At 49.7% G+C, this 17,351-nt stretch carries 13 protein-coding genes; 12 read left to right on the top strand and 1 reads right to left on the bottom strand.

Annotated elements, in window-relative coordinates; translation table 11 throughout:
• Positions 1–214 precede the first annotated feature (214 nt).
• Positions 215–1,534 carry an ATP-binding protein gene (locus B2M23_RS04985; protein WP_038351841.1) on the top strand — a complete coding sequence of 440 codons (1,320 nt, stop codon included), beginning with the start codon at positions 215–217 and terminating at the stop codon, positions 1,532–1,534.
• Positions 1,535–1,680: 146 nt separating this feature from the next.
• Here the strand turns inward: B2M23_RS04985 and B2M23_RS04990 are convergent, their stop codons facing one another.
• A complete protein-coding gene (locus B2M23_RS04990) occupies positions 1,681–4,743 on the bottom strand; it encodes a M6 family metalloprotease domain-containing protein (protein ID WP_038351840.1) in 3,063 nt (1,020 codons plus the stop codon).
• 253 nt (positions 4,744–4,996) lie between these two features.
• Here B2M23_RS04990 and B2M23_RS04995 point away from each other — a divergent pair, with 253 nt between their 5' ends.
• The 11 genes from B2M23_RS04995 to B2M23_RS05045 all read left to right on the top strand — a co-directional run bounded on the left by B2M23_RS04995 (position 4,997) and on the right by B2M23_RS05045 (position 17,347).
• Positions 4,997–5,740 (top strand): AbrB/MazE/SpoVT family DNA-binding domain-containing protein, encoded by a 744-nt coding sequence (locus B2M23_RS04995; RefSeq protein WP_038351839.1) that lies wholly within the window; start codon positions 4,997–4,999, stop codon positions 5,738–5,740.
• An 88-nt stretch (positions 5,741–5,828) separates the two neighbouring features.
• Positions 5,829–6,335, top strand: coding sequence for a DUF2589 domain-containing protein (locus tag B2M23_RS05000; protein WP_038351838.1), 507 nt, complete (start codon positions 5,829–5,831; stop codon positions 6,333–6,335).
• Between the two features lie 18 nt (positions 6,336–6,353).
• Positions 6,354–7,025 (top strand): DUF2589 domain-containing protein, encoded by a 672-nt coding sequence (locus B2M23_RS05005; protein ID WP_038351837.1) that lies wholly within the window; start codon positions 6,354–6,356, stop codon positions 7,023–7,025.
• Between the two features lie 6 nt (positions 7,026–7,031).
• A complete protein-coding gene (locus tag B2M23_RS05010; protein ID WP_038351836.1) occupies positions 7,032–7,292 on the top strand; it encodes a hypothetical protein in 261 nt (86 codons plus the stop codon).
• 22 nt (positions 7,293–7,314) lie between these two features.
• Entirely contained in the window at positions 7,315–8,034 is a 720-nt protein-coding gene (locus B2M23_RS05015; RefSeq protein ID WP_038351835.1) for an endonuclease/exonuclease/phosphatase family protein, read from the top strand.
• A gap of 844 nt (positions 8,035–8,878) precedes the next feature.
• Positions 8,879–9,949 carry a tyrosine-type recombinase/integrase gene (locus B2M23_RS05020; RefSeq protein ID WP_242945903.1) on the top strand — a complete coding sequence of 357 codons (1,071 nt, stop codon included), beginning with the start codon at positions 8,879–8,881 and terminating at the stop codon, positions 9,947–9,949.
• Between the two features lie 478 nt (positions 9,950–10,427).
• A complete protein-coding gene (locus B2M23_RS05025; RefSeq protein WP_038351833.1) occupies positions 10,428–14,807 on the top strand; it encodes a YDG domain-containing protein in 4,380 nt (1,459 codons plus the stop codon).
• Between the two features lie 101 nt (positions 14,808–14,908).
• Complete coding sequence (locus B2M23_RS05030; protein ID WP_038351832.1) at positions 14,909–15,472, top strand: HD-GYP domain-containing protein; 564 nt, start codon at positions 14,909–14,911, stop codon at positions 15,470–15,472.
• Positions 15,473–15,597: 125 nt separating this feature from the next.
• Entirely contained in the window at positions 15,598–16,158 is a 561-nt protein-coding gene (locus tag B2M23_RS05035; RefSeq protein WP_152025449.1) for a hypothetical protein, read from the top strand.
• A 143-nt stretch (positions 16,159–16,301) separates the two neighbouring features.
• Complete coding sequence (locus tag B2M23_RS05040; protein WP_038351830.1) at positions 16,302–16,739, top strand: hypothetical protein; 438 nt, start codon at positions 16,302–16,304, stop codon at positions 16,737–16,739.
• Positions 16,736–17,347, top strand: a complete 612-nt coding sequence (locus B2M23_RS05045; protein WP_038351829.1) for a hypothetical protein — start codon at positions 16,736–16,738, stop codon at positions 17,345–17,347. The genes B2M23_RS05040 and B2M23_RS05045 overlap by 4 nt, the downstream gene beginning before the upstream one ends.
• Positions 17,348–17,351: the final 4 nt, after the last annotated feature.

The raw sequence follows: 17,351 nt of genomic DNA on the forward strand, positions 1-17,351 counted from the left end.
ATATAATGATAGTAAGTTTATTATATCATATTTTCGCTGCTGACAGCCTGCCGTTTACATCGAAAAAACGACCTTTTGTCATGTTTGGTGTTATTTTATTAAGAAAGGCAAAGCGTTTTGGCCCCGGAAATGTTTAAATATACAAAAAGTGTCTTGATAACAACATTTTTGTATACTATAATGTATGTAATAACACATTAAATGCGAGGAAATCATGAAACGAAAGATAATAAAAGCGCTGTACCAATGGAAAAACAGAAAAAATCATAAACCTCTGATTCTGGAAGGCGCACGTCAGGTAGGGAAAACCTATTCGGCCCTGGAATTTGGAAGAGAAGCCTACGAAAATGTTGTCTATGTGAATTTTGAGGATAATATGAACATCGAAGCGTTATTCAGGAGAGATCTTAACCCCAGCCGGATCATAAAAGAACTGTCTGTCACCGCTGCCAGTTCAATTTTTCCAGGGAAGACTCTGATTGTCTTCGACGAAATACAAAGCTGTGAACGTGCACTGACCAGTTTAAAATATTTTAATGAGCAGGCTCCCGAATATGATATTATTGCGGCAGGCAGCCTGCTGGGTGTGGCGGTAAACCGGAGCAATTACTCATTTCCAGTAGGAAAGGTTGACTTTTTGAAAATGTTCCCAATGGATTTTGAGGAATTTCTCTGGGCCATTGGACAGGAGAAGATGGGAGAACTGATTTGTGAATATTATCACAGCCTTGAAGCATTTCCACTTCACGAGCAAGCGATGGGTTTTTTAGAAAACTATCTTTCAGTTGGCGGGATGCCTGCTGTAGTAAAAACTTATATCGAAAGTAACGATCAAAATCAAGTCATCAATGAACAAAAGGGGATCAACCATGCGTATATCGCAGATATGGCAAAGTACGCAACCCCGCAGGAAACCGCCAGGCTTATGGATATCTGGAACAGCATACCAGCCCAGCTGGCAAAGGAAAACAAAAAATTTCAGTATAAAATGGTTAAATCAGGAGCCAGAGCCTATCAGTATGAGAGCGCCCTCGCCTGGCTGGCCTCGTCAGGTTTAATCAATCGCTGTTTTCGAATATCTGAAGGGCGTCCGCCCCTTTCAGTTTTTGAAGACACAGCATCCTTTAAGCTTTACAGCGTCGATTCCGGGCTCCTCTTTAGCCGTTATGGCGTGCGGGCAGAGCAGGTGTTCCGCGTTGAAACAGGTATGAGCGAAGTGCGTGGCGCATTGGCGGAAAATTATATGATGCAGGCCCTGATACAAAATGAGATCACCCCCTATTACTGGACAGAAAACCGTACCCGGTCAGAGTTGGATTTTGTTTTCCAGAATTCAGAGGGTGCGGTTATCCCCATCGAGGTGAAATCCGGAATCAACGTACGGGCAAAAAGCTTAAACACATTTATTCAAACCTATGCGCCAAAGCGCGCGCTGCGCGTATCTGCCCGAAACTTCGGAAGAACAGAAAAAATTGAGAGCATCCCGCTCTATGCGGCCCATTGTATTCGTAACCAAGAGAGAAAAAATGGATGAGGATAAACGAAAGGTTCAGGTCATCGCTGTAATATATAATAAGCGGGATCAAATTGATCAGCTATCGAAGAGAGTGAAAAATCTATCATAAAAGAACCATTTAACAAAGCCTTCCGGTAAAATGCCGGAAGGCTTTGTTATTATTATCAGCTGTTTTTTCGGTAAACCGCCAGACCGCAGAGTGCCGCGCCCAGAAGGGAAAGGCAGACATAGAGCGAGGCCTGCTCGTCCAAAATACCAGTGGTAACATTGCCGCCCGTTCCTGCGCTATCCGCTGGAGCGTCTGCGCCGGCGCCCGGAGTATCCGGGGTGTCCGGCGTCACAGGCACATCTGGCGTATCAGCAAAGACCGTATCCGTCTGATAATAAAGGCACTTGCCCGTATCCAGATCACGGCCTGTGATGAGGTAGCGGCCCCCGGTCCATAATCCTGGGGAAGCGTTCTGGCCGCTGAGGGCTCTTGTCTGGCCGTCGCTGCCAATGAACAGATAGTCCCGGCATTCTGTATCATTGTTGTTTTCCACAAAGGGGAGAGCTGGCGCCAGAAAGCTGCTTTCCACCGCGATGCCCGATGCGCCGCCTTTTACAGAAATGACATTCTGGGTTTCATTGACAGCAGACCGGATGCGTCCAACCGCTTTGGATTTTTCCGTCAGGCGGCCATTTTCGTCGAAGGAGGTAACCAGAACGTTTTTATATTGGCTGCTGAAGCTGGCGGTATGAGCGTCTTCACCAGCATAGCCTGTCGCGATCTGGGCGATACCCCCGTTCTGAGCAGCCACACCGATGACCGTATTGCTGGTGGTGCACTCCGTCCGCCATTTTGGCGTGCCGCTGTCCATGCTGTAAAGACTCAGGTAATCCTTATATTCCCACAGGCCAGTGGAAATCCGCTCCTGTACCGCGTAGCTGGCCGCGTCTACAGGAAAAAGCTTAAGATCGCTGCTAAAATGATCACCATAGATAAAGCTGGTGGCAACCGGGTTTTTAAAGTCGATGGTTTCGATCTGGATAGCTGGCAGATCCTCAACATTGCCGTAGAAAGACCGCCAGGCCTTCACGCTGCTGCCGCCCGAAAAGAGCTTGGGGCTGCCGCTTAGGGTGAAAGGGCCGGCCATTACCCTGCCGTTTAAGTCCACCGAGAAAAGCGAGGTGGTGTCGTTGCTCCTGTTGTAAAGCGCCAGCGCCAGCGTATCGTCAGAAAGGGCAATGCCCTGAATATCCGAGTAAGACTCAATGTCGGGTATGCCTTCCACATTCAGCAGGCTGGTCTGAAGGTCGGAGCTGGCAAGCAAAAGCTGAACCTGATCAAAATAATTAAAATAAGATTCGCCAGAAGGCTTATACCGGCCCATAAACTGGAAAAGACGTCCGTCTGAAAGCGCCGTAAGCTCAGTTTCCCTGCCCCCGAAGGAGGAAGGCCGCTCAAGAATACCAGTTGCCCTGACAGCGGGAATATCACCGGTTTTCACAGAAAAACGGAGCGCATCTGAGTAGATGCCCTGCCCCAGGTCAAAATATTTCTCGGGAAATACCAGCGTGTACGCTGTGTTCGCCTTAAGGTCTGCGATGTTAGAGCTGTCCGCAAGCCCCAGCGCCAGAGAGGTGCCGCTGATGGCGCAGTGCATGGGGTAGGAAACGCCGTCAGGCCCTTCCAGTGTAATGGGCGGCCGCGCACCGTCCCCGGTATGATCGCGCACCGGCATATTGGCCGTAAAGGTAAAGGTGGGCAGATTGGTCTGGTTATCCAGAGTGCTGTCTGGTGTGAGGGTAAGTGAAGGCACCTCCGGCGGCGTGTTTTCAAACCGGACGCTCAGGCTGGCGTTTTGGGTGTTCAGGTTCTCCACGACCACACCAGTGTAGGCCTGATACATACCGCCGAAAAAGCTGCTGTCCGGGGTGGTGTCCGGCGCCAGACGCATGCCATCGGTGTAGAACAACGGTGTATAGGGAGCCGTCTGGTTTTCCGGGCCCACGGCCTCAATGAGCTTCGGCTCTGCGGGCGTTTTGTTCATGTACATAAAGTTTGAGCCATCCGCGTTCAGTGTCGCGTTAATGTGAAAGACCCGAAAGCCGCTGTCCGGAGTGTTTGGGTAAAGAATTCCCTCATTATTGAGCCCCGGCACGTCGTACTGAATCAGAAAATACTCCGAGAACATGCCCGAATCGGTGGGAGATACCACCGCGATTTTAGAGCCACCGTTGGCCGAGATGGCGCTTAAGGTGAGCTCTGTGCTGCTGTCCCCGGCCGAAACCCGGGTAATGTCCCCAGAGTTAATCCAGCCCAGCAGCCACTTGGAAAAACCGTTGTGGTCGCCAGTATTGTCGCACATCATGTCAAAGGTGCGGATGCCGTTTTCATAGGTCTGGGAGGTGTAGGAATAATAATCCGCCAGGCCCAGCATGTGGCCCGTCTCATGGATCAGGGTTTGAGTGCCCGAGGCCGAGTTGTCGTGCAGGGTCACATAATCGGAGAGGGCTACGCCGTCCAGGACAAAGGGAGCGCCAGCATAGTGCGCTTTCTGGCTCCACCAGGGAGAGCCCCACCCTGTATCCGGCCCGGCAAAGTGAATGTACACACCGTCGATGAGCCCGTCGTTATTGCCGTCAAACTGGCTAAAATCCATGCCCTGCGCATCCAACGCAGTCATGGCCTCCTTAAAAAGGCCCGCCATGTCGCGGCTGTAGGTATCCCGGTTGTTTGAAGCCGTGTAGCTGGCAACCTGGCCGGATATATGAAGCTGTCCGTAGGAGGAACGTTCATAATAGGCCGAGAGGCTCTCATAAGGGTAGCGGGGCTGTCCCTCGCCCGCCGGACCAAAGGCAATCTGCTTTAGGGCGTCCTCGGTATCGCCCTCGCTAAAGCTGTAGTCTGGAAAATCCACCCTTATCAGCAAAATTTTGGCGTCTCCGGTGGTTCCCATGCCCGTTTTCCAGCTCGGGGGAACCGTGCGCAGGTTAGCGCTTCCCGATTCCTGGGCCTGTGCCTGGGCAATGAGCCCTGGGTCGGTCAGGTTAAGGGACAGGCTTTCATAATAGGCCTGCCTTTCCGCCAGGGTGCCGTCAGCCCGGTAGACCTCCAGTGTCTCCGTATCCGGCACACAGGCCGTTCCAGCTGCCTCCTGGGCCTGAGCCCCAGGCATAAAAAATAAAAGCAGGGCAAAAAGCACCAGCGTCGCAAAGCCAAAGTGTTTTACGTGGGTTTTCATAAATAACTCCTTTGGGTGTTGTTGCTCCTATTATAACATGTTTTTGCAAGCCGTACCCTACCGTTTACATCGAGAAATGACCGTTTGTCATGTTTTATTGAAAAATACCCTTTTAAGAATGAAAAAATAAGAACCTGTTAATTTATTTCCCATATAATCTTCTAAAAATACTATAAAAAATAAATAGTAAAGGAAAGCTGCTGTTGTCCCAGATTCGAGATAGCAGAAAAGCTGCTTTTGGAAAGAGGAGAGTATGAGAATTAAAATTCGGAAAAGAGCGCAGATCACCATACCTGGCGAGATTATGCAGGCCTTGCTATTAAAGGAAGGAGACGAGCTGGAGCTAACCATCAAAAACAGGGTGATCTGCCTGACTTTGGTGAGTGAGACAGAGACAAAGCAGCGTCAAAAAGTTTCTGCCTCCAAAAGAGAAAGCAGGGTCAAATCCGGCATGATGCCCGTCCCATTAGTATTTCTGTGCTTTGGGGGTTTTTCGGTCTATTGTCATGGGGTTACAATGGGCGTTGCCAGTAAAAAGGCAAAGGAGCTGCTGGCGCTTTTGCTGCTGCAAAATGGAAAGCCCTTGTCCAAAAAAGTGATTGCCGAGCTGCTCTGGCCAAATAAAATGCCGCAAAAATCAATGGCGTGTTTTTATAAAACCAATCAGTATCTCAAAAACATACCCGGATTTAACGAGGTATTACCACTGATAAACAGCGGCGGAGCCCTGTCGCTGGATATGAGCCGGATTTATTCGGATATCAACGAGTTCAGTCAGCTTTTAAGACAGGCGCCCACCATTGAGAACCGGCGGAGAATGCTGCTTCTGTACCAGGGAAGACTCTTTCAGAATGAAACCTTTGAGTGGCTCAGCAGTCAGGAGGCCTATTTTGATATGGAATATCTGGAGGCAGCAGAGTGGCTGATCAGGGAGTATAAAAGCCACAACCTGATCCAGGAAGCCCAGAAATACATCAGCCTGATATTTGAAGAATAAATCAGAAAAATATTCCAAAAAATTTCCAACATGCCGTTATATAATCTATAGTAAAAAAAGATATTAAAGGAGAAAAAGGAGGAGGGTAATGATGAAAAAGCAGGAAAACTTTAATGATTTAATCGCGTCAATCCAGGAGGCCTTTATCCAAGCCAATAAGATCGCGGAGACACAGCACCTGGACATGCTGTCCCATTATTTTGATCAAGATAAAAAACCCATTTGCTTTCAGATGGCATATCCGGAGTATGATGAAAACGGCAAAGTTGTCTACCGGACCCTTTCCGTGCCAAAGCTGTGCGTTGTGCCCCTATCCTCCTTAAAACTAAAGGAAATCTCAGTCGACTTTAAAGTAAAGCTCTATGGAAAAATATCCCTGAAAAAAAGTGAGCCCCAGCAGCAAACCAATGCCCTGAAAGGCGCTTCGTCTGGTCAGAGACCCCCACAGGAAACGGGGTATCTTGGATATATACCGGGATTAGGAAGGAGGGACAGCTCAGATAACTACGCGCAGATAAGCCTGAAATTTGAATCCGAAGATCCCCCGGAAGGACTGATGCGCATTTCTGATCAGTTGACCAAAGTCACATTATAAAACGAAAGGAGTAAAAAAATGCCAGAAGGTTTAGTAAGTATGCAGGATCAGTTCAGTGGTCTGGATATGGCCGCCCTTGTCGGCGGCCCGCTGAAAGCAGCCTGCGACGCGCAGATGATGCTTGCAAATTCCACAGCCAGGTTCATAGAGGACGTTGGTTTAGAGCCGCCGGCAGAGGATGGCAGCAGAAAGGTGAGAACCACCTCGTTTTCGTTTACCCGGGCGGCCACCGCGCCGGACGGTACCAGTATCGGTTCAGAGGAAGTAATGATGAACGTACCCTTCCTGTCCATTATCAAGATACCGACCTTAATGGTCAATAATGTGGATATCACTTTCGATATGGAAGTGAAGTCCTCAACCTCGTCCGAAAGCACCTCCGATAAAAAAGGGGAGCTGGAGGCCAATGCAGGCCTTAAGATCGGGCCTTTTCATATGGACGTCAAAATTAAAGGGTCCATCGCCTGTCATGAGAGCAATACAAGAAGCAGTGACAACTCCGCCAAATACCACGTTGAGGTGCATGCCCGCGACAGCGCCATGCCAGAAGGTCTGGCAAGAATGCTGGATATCCTGGCAACAGCCAGCGCTCCGGTAGCCATTGAGCAGAAGCAGCCAGAAGCGCCGCAGAATCCGGAAATCCCATCACCGCCAAAGCCGAAAAAACCTGAGCAGCCCACCGAAGGCTAAGATAAGATGAACGATCAGTTTTCATTGTCCGATGTGGGATATGTTTACCGCGTTATCGTAGGAAACGACATTCCTGAGCAGCAGCCCGACGAGAAAAAAGCACAGAAGCAGCTGGCGCTTTTAAACCGCTGCCTCACAGAAGTGCCGAGAGGGCGGATCATCGGACAGGAAAAAAACTTCTATCTTTTAAATATCGGAGAGCATCAGGTAGTCATGCAGTACATTGTCTACCAGATCGGTTTTGTAAGAAAACCGCACTGGTTATAAAAAATAACAGGAGAAAAAAAGAATGAGAATACTAAGCTGGAATGTCTGTGGGGATCTTGGTACAGCCCCGAGAACTGCAGAAAAAGTCGATGAATTAAGAGCAATACTTAATTATTGGGAAGAAGGAGAAGAAGAAAGAGAAAGTGATCCGGTAGAGATAGTCTGCCTGCAGGAAACAGCTGGAAGAAACGGCCAGCTAAATCAGTATCTCAATGATGTAGGATACACGACTTATTTAGAACCCGAAGGTGATACGGGCAATGGGCGAACCTATGTCATAGGCATCCGTGAAGATTTGGGAATAGAATATGTAGAAGAGTGTACTTTTCATCAATCTTTCGAATATGAGGAGATAGCAACATCTCCGACACGTGTACCTTATGGCGTAAAGTTGAGAAAAGATAACGTAGAGTTTTATGTGTATACGCTTCATGCAACATTGGGAGGCCGCCGCATAGAGGCGCTGGAATTGTTTAGTAATTCCTTAAATAATCCTCAGGATAACATCGTGATTGCGGGCGATTTGAACTGCTTAGAAAGCGAATTGCAGGCAAAGAGAATTAGTGGCTATCAAGAATTATTTCCGAATTTTCATGGTTGTAGCAACCATTTGGACTATATTTTTGTTAGAGGAAATTTAGACTGTGTTAATGGAATGAATAGCGATCCTTCCAAAAGCGACCATCTTCCCATAAGTGCACAAATTGTATTTAAAGAAGACGAAGGCGAAGAAGAATCTTAACTCGATTAAGTAATATACTGATAAAGGACACACGCGCGCGTATGTGTCCTTTATTTTTCATCGATAAATGGAATTATAATTAACTCTTATTTTATTCTCTTGTAAAAACGTGTAAAAACGCTTGAGATTTTTTTACGCTCGTGTATAATAGAAACCAACGGGGAGAACATGTGGGTATATTACAGAGTCTCTCACTCGATTTGTCAAACTCTCTGTAATCCTCCCTGTTATTTTAGCAAAAAAGAATGGTAATGGTAAGCAAAGCCAAAATGCTTTGACCTTCTTAACACGCACACACAGCTTTTTTCATTTCTTCTTTTGCTGGCGTCTCCGGTCCTGGACCGGGGGCTTTTTTTATTGCTCAAAAAAATTTAAACAGCCCATTGATAATTTTTTATACAAAAACAGCTAAAAAATGACCGTTCATCACATTTAACAACCGTTCATCACACGTTGGCGGGAAAAAACCAAAAAATGATAAAAAAATAACGTTGGTTCTATTATAAGGCGAAAAAATGCCGATTGAAGTGCGCTGTAGGTTTTATTATAATGGCAAAGGAGAGTATTACCAAGAATGAGAAGAAAGGTGGAGTTGGCGCGATGAGAGGGCAGTAGAACAGTGACAAGAGGGACAAACGCGGTGAGAGGGATAACGTTATAAGAGTTTAGAAGCAATAGCTTTGAAGCGGAAAACAAAAAAGACGCAAAATTATATATTTTGCGTCTTTTTGGATTCAATAACTCTTGATGAAACTATTATAACGTTATTTGTGAAAAAATACCAATCTTTTTTTAAAGAAATTTTTAAATTTTAAATTTTTAGGAGTGAATAACAGTGAAAAGAATGATTATTCGGTTAATAACAATTGTCCGAAATACTGTATTTGGACAAAAGATACTAATGCGTGATTTGTTGGAAAACTGGCTTAAGGAAAAAGAAAAAGAAGGAAAAGTGAAACCAAAAACATTGGAAAACTATCAGAGACAGGTTTTTGTTCATTTAATACCCATGCTGGGCGAGTATGAGGTACAGGAGATCACAACAGAGGTGCTGCAGGATTTCGTGTTCTATTTAGAGGAAGAAAACGGATTGAATCCAACAACGGTTAAGAATATTTTTGGGCGGTTAGCGACTGTTTTAAATAAAGCCCATAAAGAGGGCATTATTATGGAAAACCCGTGTACCAGCGTGGTGCTGCCAAAAGCAAACGCAAGGGCAGGCAAGGCATTAAGCCGGTTAGAGCAGGAGAAACTTGAAAAAGTCTTAAATAACGATGAAGGGAGCAAAACTTTGGCCGTCTATATTGCGCTGCATAGCGGGCTGCGTATTTCTGAAATTACGGCTTTAAAATGGAAAGATATTGATATGGAAAATGAATTTATCTATGTAAGGCACAGTTTTCAGCGGATTAGCCAGCAAATGACAGACGGCACCAATAGAAGCAGTCTGCTTCTTGGAAAGCCGAAGTCAGTTAAGTCGGTTCGCAGTATTCCGATGAATGATTTGCTGGCAATGAAGATAAAAGAATACTATAAAGGATTAGAAAAATGGCAAAAAAAGGGAGAGTTGTTTGTGATCAGTAAAGAAAATGGCAGTTTTTATGATGTGAGAACCATTCAGCGCTATTTTAATGATGTTTGTGAAAAAGCGAATATCGAGCATCATCACTTTCACGACCTCCGGCATACTTTTGCGACCAATGCAAAGGCCTGCGGGATTGATATTCAATTAATCAGTGAGATGCTGGGGCATTCTCAGACAAAAACGACGATGGACATCTATGTTCATCCATCAGACAGCGATAAACAAAATGCTATACAGCTGATGAACCGTTTAAATAAAGGGACAAATCCGCAACGATTAAGAAAGCAAATTGAAAATATGTTGGAAGAAATATATCCAGAGGTTGTATGAAGTCGCAAAATATATAATTTTGCGACAGATTTCATCATAGACGATAATAAATATACCCTTAAAATCTGAGAAAGAAAAGCATAAGATAAAAATACAACCGGCACTAAAAGATTATTTAAGAAATGGTGCACCAAATAAACCAGCGCGCTGGCACCCGGTACAATCCCAAAAGCGCCGAGGCATCAGTACCCTGGCACCCAATGATATTCACAGGTGAAAACCTTTGAATAGAGAGAGCACCCCCTGGCCGCGCCAATAAACCAGGAGGGATGATCGCTCACCTTTTTACCTTTTTTGCAGCGCAGAGGGCTTCCATATATGGCTGAAACCAGCCGCCCGCTGCGTTCTTTTCAGGTAAAGATAAGGCAATAAAAAAGATGCCCAAAAACAAAGACCCTTTAGAAAAGACCCTTGATACCAATGGATTTAGGCATTATTTTTATCAATATTTATAAATGAGGTAAAGGAGAAAGAAAAAATGGATGTAGAGGTAAAAAAGTTTAGAGGCGCAGGAGTCCTGAAAACAGCCCTGCTGCTGTTGGCCCTCCTGCTGGGCCTGCTGGTCTTTGGCGCAGGCACCGTCCGGGCCGAAGAAGGGGCAGTGGTTTATGGGCTGTATGATGGCAGCGTGGTTTATGCCTGTGATGAGACAGGGCAGAAAACAGAACCTGTTACCGAAATAGATAAGTACAAGGTTACCAATCTGTTTGTGGCAGAGGGGGTGACAAAGATTGAAGACTCGGCGTTTAAATACTGCGGAGAATTGAAAGAAATCACGATGTCAGACACGGTGACGGAAATTGGAGATCATACATTTTCTTATAGCGGACTGGCAAACATTATCTGGCCCAAAAATCTGACAAAGATAAAGATTAGTTTTGATGCATTTTCAATCTGCCATGATCTGAAAGAAGTCGCGCTGCCAGACGCGGATATAGAAATTGATGGTAACGCATTTTACGATAGCGGACTGACAAGCATTACATTTCCAGAAAATCCAGAGAATTCAATAATACTTAGTAGTGATGCGTTTATGCATGCTATAAAGCTAAACACGATCACGTTGCCAGAGACGGTTACAGAGATTGGAGAGAGTGTCTTTTTTGATACCGGACTGACAAGCGTTACCCTGCCAGAGAACTTGAAAAGCATAGGACCGAGTGTTTTTCAGCATTGTGCTAACTTAACCCGCATTGTTTTGTCCGGTGCCACCCCGCCAACTGTGGAAGATGATGCATTTGCTAATACACCTTCATCCCGTTACATGGTACTCACCGGCGCTGCCGCCACCTCAGATGAGTATAACGGGGGATGGGCGGGCTTTACCAAAACCAAGGCGCTGGGAACCGGCGAGGTTAGCCTTCCCTCCATTACGGACCAAACCTATACCGGCAGTGCCTTCGAACCAGACATTGGCATACCGGGGACAAAAGATACCGACTATCAAGTCACCTATGAAAACAACACAAACGCCGGAACAGCCACAGCCCACATCACCGCCGATGACTGCTTAGGGAGGTACACCGGAGCGGCAGATGTAAGCTTTACCATCACCCAAGCCCCCCTGGCCATCGAAGGGCTGAGCGCCCAAAGCCGTTCCTATAACGGCAGTACCGCTATATCGCTGACCGGGGGCAGCTTAAAAGGCGTCATCGGCAGCGACGATGTGGGCATTGTTATGCCCGTGGAAGGCACCGTGGAAGACGCCAGCAAAGGAACAGGGAAAGCAGTGACCTATACCCCGCCTGAGCTTCAAGGCAGTGACAAAGACAATTACAGCCTGACAGCCCCCGAGCTCAAGGCAAACATTACCGCGGCCCCTTTGACCATCGAAGGGCTGAGCGCCCAAAGCCGCCCCTATGACGGCAGCAACGCCGTAACGCTGACCGGCGGCAGCTTAGAGGGCGTTTTCGGCAGCGACGATGTGCGCATTGTCATGCCCATGGAAGGCACCGTGGCAGACGCCAGCAAGGGAACAGAAAAACCAGTGACCTATACGCTGCCAGCCCTTCAGGGCAGCCAGAAAGACAACTACAGCCTGACAGCCCCCGAGCTCAAGGCAAACATCACCGCGGCTCCCTTGGCCATCGAAGGGCTGAGCGCCCAAAGCCGTCCCTATGACGGCAGCACCGCCGTAACGCTGACCGGCGGCAGCTTAAAAGGCGTCATTGGCAGCGAGGATGTAAGCATTGTCATGCCCATGGAAGGCACCGTGTCCGATGCCAGCAAAGGAACAGGGAGAGCAGTGACCTATACCCCGCCCGAGCTTCAAGGCAGTGACAAAGGTAATTACAGCCTGACCGTGCCAGAGGTAAAGGCAGACATCACCCCAGCCCCACTGACCATCAAAGGGCTGAGCGCCCAAAGCCGCCCCTATGACGGCAGCACCGCTGTAACGCTGACCGGTAAGGGCAGCTTAGAAGGCGTTATCGGCAGCGAGAAAGTCTCAGCAGAAATGCCAAACCAGGGGACCTTTGAGGACGCTAACGTGGGCACTGCCAAAGCCGTCAGATATGCGGCACCTCTGACCGGCGAGGACAAAGACAACTATCGCCTGACCGCGTCAACGCTAGAGGCAGACATCACCCCAGCCCCCCTGACCCTTGCAGGCGGCGCCATCGCAGCCAAAACCTACGACGGCACAACCGGCACGGCGGTCGAAAGCGTGACCTTTGCAGGCCTGCAAAAGGATGAAACATTAGTCAAAGACACCGACTACACCGCTGCAGCGGCCTTTACCGATGCAGCAGCCGGTGACGATAAAGCAGCAACACTTACCGTAAACCTAATGGCGAACCCTAAGACTGCCAATTATACCCTGGAGGAGCCAGATACCATTGCAGTAAAAGGCAGCATCGCCAAAGCCACCCCAGCCTATGACATGCCCGAAAATCGGACCGCCATTTACGGCCAGACCCTGAAAGACGTGGCCCTGCCCGCAGGCTTCAGCTGGCAGGACGATGAAAGCACCGCCGTGGGCAACGCAGGCAGCAACACCTTTAAAGTTACCTACACCCCGGCAGATACCGCGAACTACCAGATGGTCACCAATATTGAAGTGACCATTGAAGTATCCAAAGCCATCCCAGCCTATGACGTGCCCGAAAATCGGACCGCAGTCTACGGCCAGACCCTGAAAGACGTCACCCTGCCCGAAGGCTTCAGCTGGCAGGACGATGAAAGCACCGCCGTGGGCAACGCGGGCAGCAATACCTTTAAGGCCACCTACACCCCGGCAGACACCGCGAACTACCAGAGCGTGGCCGATATTGAGGTGCGCATCACCGTGAGCAAAGGCGAAAGCACCCTCGTGGTTCAGGCCGATAAAAGCGCGTTTACCTATGGCGAAGCCTTTACCCTGACCGTCAACGTCGACCTTAAGCCACAGAGCCGGAGCCTTACCCGGGCAGCCGCCGACACCGTCGACGTTTATCTGGGCGATCCGGCAGACAACAGACAGCTGGCAGCCGCCCCTGTTGAGAACGGCAAAGCAACCGCCACCATTGAGAAAAGCAATCCCCATTACCCCAACGGAGGCAGTGCAGACATTACCGTTGTCTATAACGGCTCAGGCAGCCTTAACAAAAGCATTGGCAGCCTGCACCTCGACATCACCCCAGCCCCCGGAAGCGCAAAGGTAAGCCAGGAAGGCTGGACCTACGGCCAGGCCGGAGCAAGCCCCGTGCCCGTGTCCGAAACCAACGGAACCGAAAATGTCACCTATGATTACAAGACAAAAGACGCCGGAGACGACACCTACGCGGCCAAAAAACCCACCAACGCAGGCGACTACACCCTGCGGGCCACCTTCGCCGCAACCCAGAACTTCAAAGCCGTGACCGCCACCGCCGATTTTGCCATCGAAAAGGCCCAGCCCGTCATGACCATAGCCCCCGAAGCGGGAAAAGAAATCCAGGTAGGCGAGCCCGTCACCCTGAACATTGCCCTGAAAGGCGTGAAGGACGAAACCCCCGAAGGCACCGTGGCCATTCTGGGCAAAAACCTGACCTTAAAAGACGGTCAGGCCAGCATCGTCTATACCCCGGCCGATACAAAACCCATCACCCTGACCGCCACCTATACCCCGGCCGAAGGCGAAAACTACACAGGCACCCAGGCCAGCCTGACCCTGACCGCCGGCAAAAAAACAAGAGCGCCCATCACCTTAAGCGATCTTACCAAAACCTACGGCGACCCCGCCTTTACCCTGACGCCCACCGGCGGCAGCCTGCAGGCCGGCGAAAGCTATCAGTACGCCAGTGACAACGCAGCCGTGGCCACCGTTGACCAAAACGGAGAAGTCACCATCAAAGGCGCAGGCACAGCCCACATTACCGTGAGCGTGGCCGAGAGCAGCGCCTGGAACCCGGCAGCCGCCACCATGACCCTGACCGTGGGCAAAGCCAAGATCACCGGCGTGTCCTTTGAGGACGCCGCCTTTACCGAGGATGGCGCCGAACACAAAATCGAGCTGACCGGCAGCCTGCCCGAGGGCACAAGCGTAAGCTATGAAAACAATGTCCAAAAAGCACCCGGCACCTACACCGCCAAAGCCATAATCGACGGCGGCGTGAACTACGAAAGCCTGGAGCTGACCGCTGTGCTCACCATAAACGAAAAACCAACAGACCCGACGCCAGGCCAGCCAACCCCAACACCAGGCACCGGTAGCGACACCACGTCCAATCCTGCGCCCGAAAACACAACAAACAATACAACAGAAAATACAACAGAGCGTACAACAGACAATACCAATACCGGTCTGGCCGGCAGCGGAACCACCGCAGGCGCCGCCGTACTGTTGAGCCTGCTGGCCCTGACAGGGCTGGTCCTCTGGCAGAAAAGCAAGAAACAATAAGCAGCAATCAAAGCAGTCAACAGAACATTGTCCGCATAGCAGCCATCACAACCGCGCTGCTTTGTTGAGTGATCACAGAGAGCCGCTTAAAAAGGAAAAAAATGGAGCAAAACAAACAGACCTATCTTGAGCTGCGCCAGGCCCTTGAAACCGCCGCAGAAGCCATGGACCCGGAAATCCGGGCCCATAGCCTGCGGACAGGCCAGCGCATGGAAACCTTAATAAAAGAAATGGACAAGCAAGACCTGTTAGCCCTTTGGAACTGGGGAGACCTGTCCCCCCTGAATTATCACGATATGGGGAAAAAACCCAACGAACGCGGCATAGAGCATACGGAGACCGGTGAGCTGTTTTTTAAACACCTGCATCACCTTTTTTATAAAATCAGTGGACAGGCCGGCATATTCACAAGCATCGCGGCCGATATCTGCCGTTATCATCATGACCATTATGGCCAATGCCAGCTTAAAACCGCCCAGGGGAGAGATATACCGCTGGCTGGCCGGATATGTGCCGTCGCCAACGTCTGGGACCATCTGGCACTGGACGGTTTAAAACCCCGTCAGATACTGGCCCGGTTCGAGTCGCAAAGCGGCCAGTACGATCCAGAGATTATCGCGGCGCTGCGGCGTTTTTATGAACGTCACGGCACGCTGGAACGATAAAAAGATTGAATGAAATAATGACGATAAAATGGGACACTGGCTGTCACCCATCAAAACCCTGAAGGCCGCATACACACACGTGTATGTGGTTTTCAGGGTTTTTTTATTGGAGAAAAGAGGAAAAAATGTGTCAAAGGAAAAACGCCCAGAAAAGAAAAATGTTAAAACCCAGTGACCTTCAAAGTGACATCCAGGCCCACCCTGATCAGTTTGAAAAAGTGGAAAATACCGGCTATGAAGACCGGGAAGGCCGGGAAGTCATGGCCCAGTACGTGTTCCACGGCCAGGCCCTTACCCAGACCTGCAAAGACTGCGGCGGCGCCCTGAAGCCCAAGGAAATGCGCGTCGAGCGCCAAAACGGCCAGACCCACATTGTCAACGGCCTTGCAAAGCCCGTGGCGGTGGCGCCGGGCCAGGTGATCGTCCTCTATGTGTGCAGCCGCATCTGTCTGGAGTGCGCCACCCATCAGCGCGTATTCCCCAAAGGTGTGGCCGGCTGGGTGCGCCATGCCCTGATGTTTATCTGGGAGCTGCTCACGTTTTTGTTTGAAAACGATGAACGGGCTTGTTCCGGCCCGTTAAGGGGAAAGGCCCGCCGCCCCTGGGAATGTCTGGATTTTTACGGTGAGAACGCCACCCTGTACCGCTGGCGCGCCCGGGCAGTCCAGTGGTTCGCAAGAGAATGAAAAAATAATCTTATTTTTAATCATTAAAAATTTGTTTGCGTGTTTAAAGTGTGTGAATTCCTGTATTCTAGAACCATCAGCAGGGGCAAGAAAAAATTGCGCCGCTGAAATCAAACCAATCTATTTTACAGGAGGATTACAAGATGAATGAAAGCAAAAGAAACCTGCTTGGCCAACTGACCATGAGCAAACAGCTGGGGTGTGTTCAATGCGCCCTGGAGCTGGGGAGGGAGGTGCCAATGACCTTTTACCAGGCCTTCTGCGAGGGCTGCTGTAAAAACCAGGACGCCATCATCATGAACGACGGCCTGAGAGCTTTTCAGTCAATGGGCATCTGTGAGCAGTCAGAGAATCTTGCGACCATGAAAAGACGTATCGCGGTGCTGCTGGAGCAATATGAGGCGTCTCTGCAGCTTTATGGCAAAAAGGTGCAGGAAAGCCTGAAAAGAAAGGAGGAGGCACAGGGTTATGAGCGCGTTGAAGTCCAGTGTCTGGACTGCCTGTCGAGTATTTTAAGCGGCGCTGTGGGCCGGGGAGACGCTGGGCTGCCGCCAAAGGGCAGGAAAGGCGGTGCGCGGTGAACTACCTGACTGAGCTGCTGGCCTTTTACCGATGGCTGGAGGTGGGCAGGCTGGGCCCGCTGCTCCAGTCCTTCTGGCACCTGCTCATGTTTTTTAACAATAAGGCGGCTGTCCGGAGTGAGGACGGGAGGTGGTACTGGCCGGTGGTTTTTAAGGTGCCCAACAGTGAGGTATGCCGCTTTCTGGGACTGACCAGCCGCTTTCAGGTCAATGCCCAGAGAAAGCACCTCATCCGTCACGGGCGCATCGACTATACACCTCACGTGAGCCAGCACGCCGGGGATTACCGGATGAAGCCCTTTGATACCGGGCTGTGCGAGACAGAGATCAGCGTGATGGATACCGGGCAGAAACGCCTGGTGTGGACGCAGGGCGTCACCCGGGACGCACACCCGGCCGCACCGTTCATAAATGGTGTAAACAGTAAACCCTGTTATCCATATGGTTCTATTCCTGAGGCGCTGCCTGCTTCCAACGGCTTTAATCTGCTGCCACAGCTCACCGAGGCCGAAAAGGCTGCCATTGCGTCTTTGTATCCGGAGGATGAGGTGGCGTGCTTTAACGCCATGTGGGCAGCGCGGGAAAGAAAACAGAAAGAAAAGAGGTAACAAT

This window comes from Eubacterium limosum, assembly GCF_000807675.2.
In the GTDB taxonomy this organism is placed as follows: Bacteria; Bacillota; Clostridia; order Eubacteriales; family Eubacteriaceae; genus Eubacterium; species Eubacterium limosum.

Bases quoted from the DNA above. Each gene is read 5' to 3' on its own strand.
- B2M23_RS04985 (WP_038351841.1), top strand. From the start codon at position 215: ATGAAACGAAAGATAATAAAAGCGCTGTACCAATGGAAAAACAGAAAA.
- B2M23_RS04990 (WP_038351840.1), bottom strand. From the start codon at position 4,743: ATGAAAACCCACGTAAAACACTTTGGCTTTGCGACGCTGGTGCTTTTT.
- B2M23_RS04995 (WP_038351839.1), top strand. From the start codon at position 4,997: ATGAGAATTAAAATTCGGAAAAGAGCGCAGATCACCATACCTGGCGAG.
- B2M23_RS05000 (WP_038351838.1), top strand. From the start codon at position 5,829: ATGATGAAAAAGCAGGAAAACTTTAATGATTTAATCGCGTCAATCCAG.
- B2M23_RS05005 (WP_038351837.1), top strand. From the start codon at position 6,354: ATGCCAGAAGGTTTAGTAAGTATGCAGGATCAGTTCAGTGGTCTGGAT.
- B2M23_RS05010 (WP_038351836.1), top strand. From the start codon at position 7,032: ATGAACGATCAGTTTTCATTGTCCGATGTGGGATATGTTTACCGCGTT.
- B2M23_RS05015 (WP_038351835.1), top strand. From the start codon at position 7,315: ATGAGAATACTAAGCTGGAATGTCTGTGGGGATCTTGGTACAGCCCCG.
- B2M23_RS05020 (WP_242945903.1), top strand. From the start codon at position 8,879: ATGATTATTCGGTTAATAACAATTGTCCGAAATACTGTATTTGGACAA.
- B2M23_RS05025 (WP_038351833.1), top strand. From the start codon at position 10,428: ATGGATGTAGAGGTAAAAAAGTTTAGAGGCGCAGGAGTCCTGAAAACA.
- B2M23_RS05030 (WP_038351832.1), top strand. From the start codon at position 14,909: ATGGAGCAAAACAAACAGACCTATCTTGAGCTGCGCCAGGCCCTTGAA.
- B2M23_RS05035 (WP_152025449.1), top strand. From the start codon at position 15,598: ATGTGTCAAAGGAAAAACGCCCAGAAAAGAAAAATGTTAAAACCCAGT.
- B2M23_RS05040 (WP_038351830.1), top strand. From the start codon at position 16,302: ATGAATGAAAGCAAAAGAAACCTGCTTGGCCAACTGACCATGAGCAAA.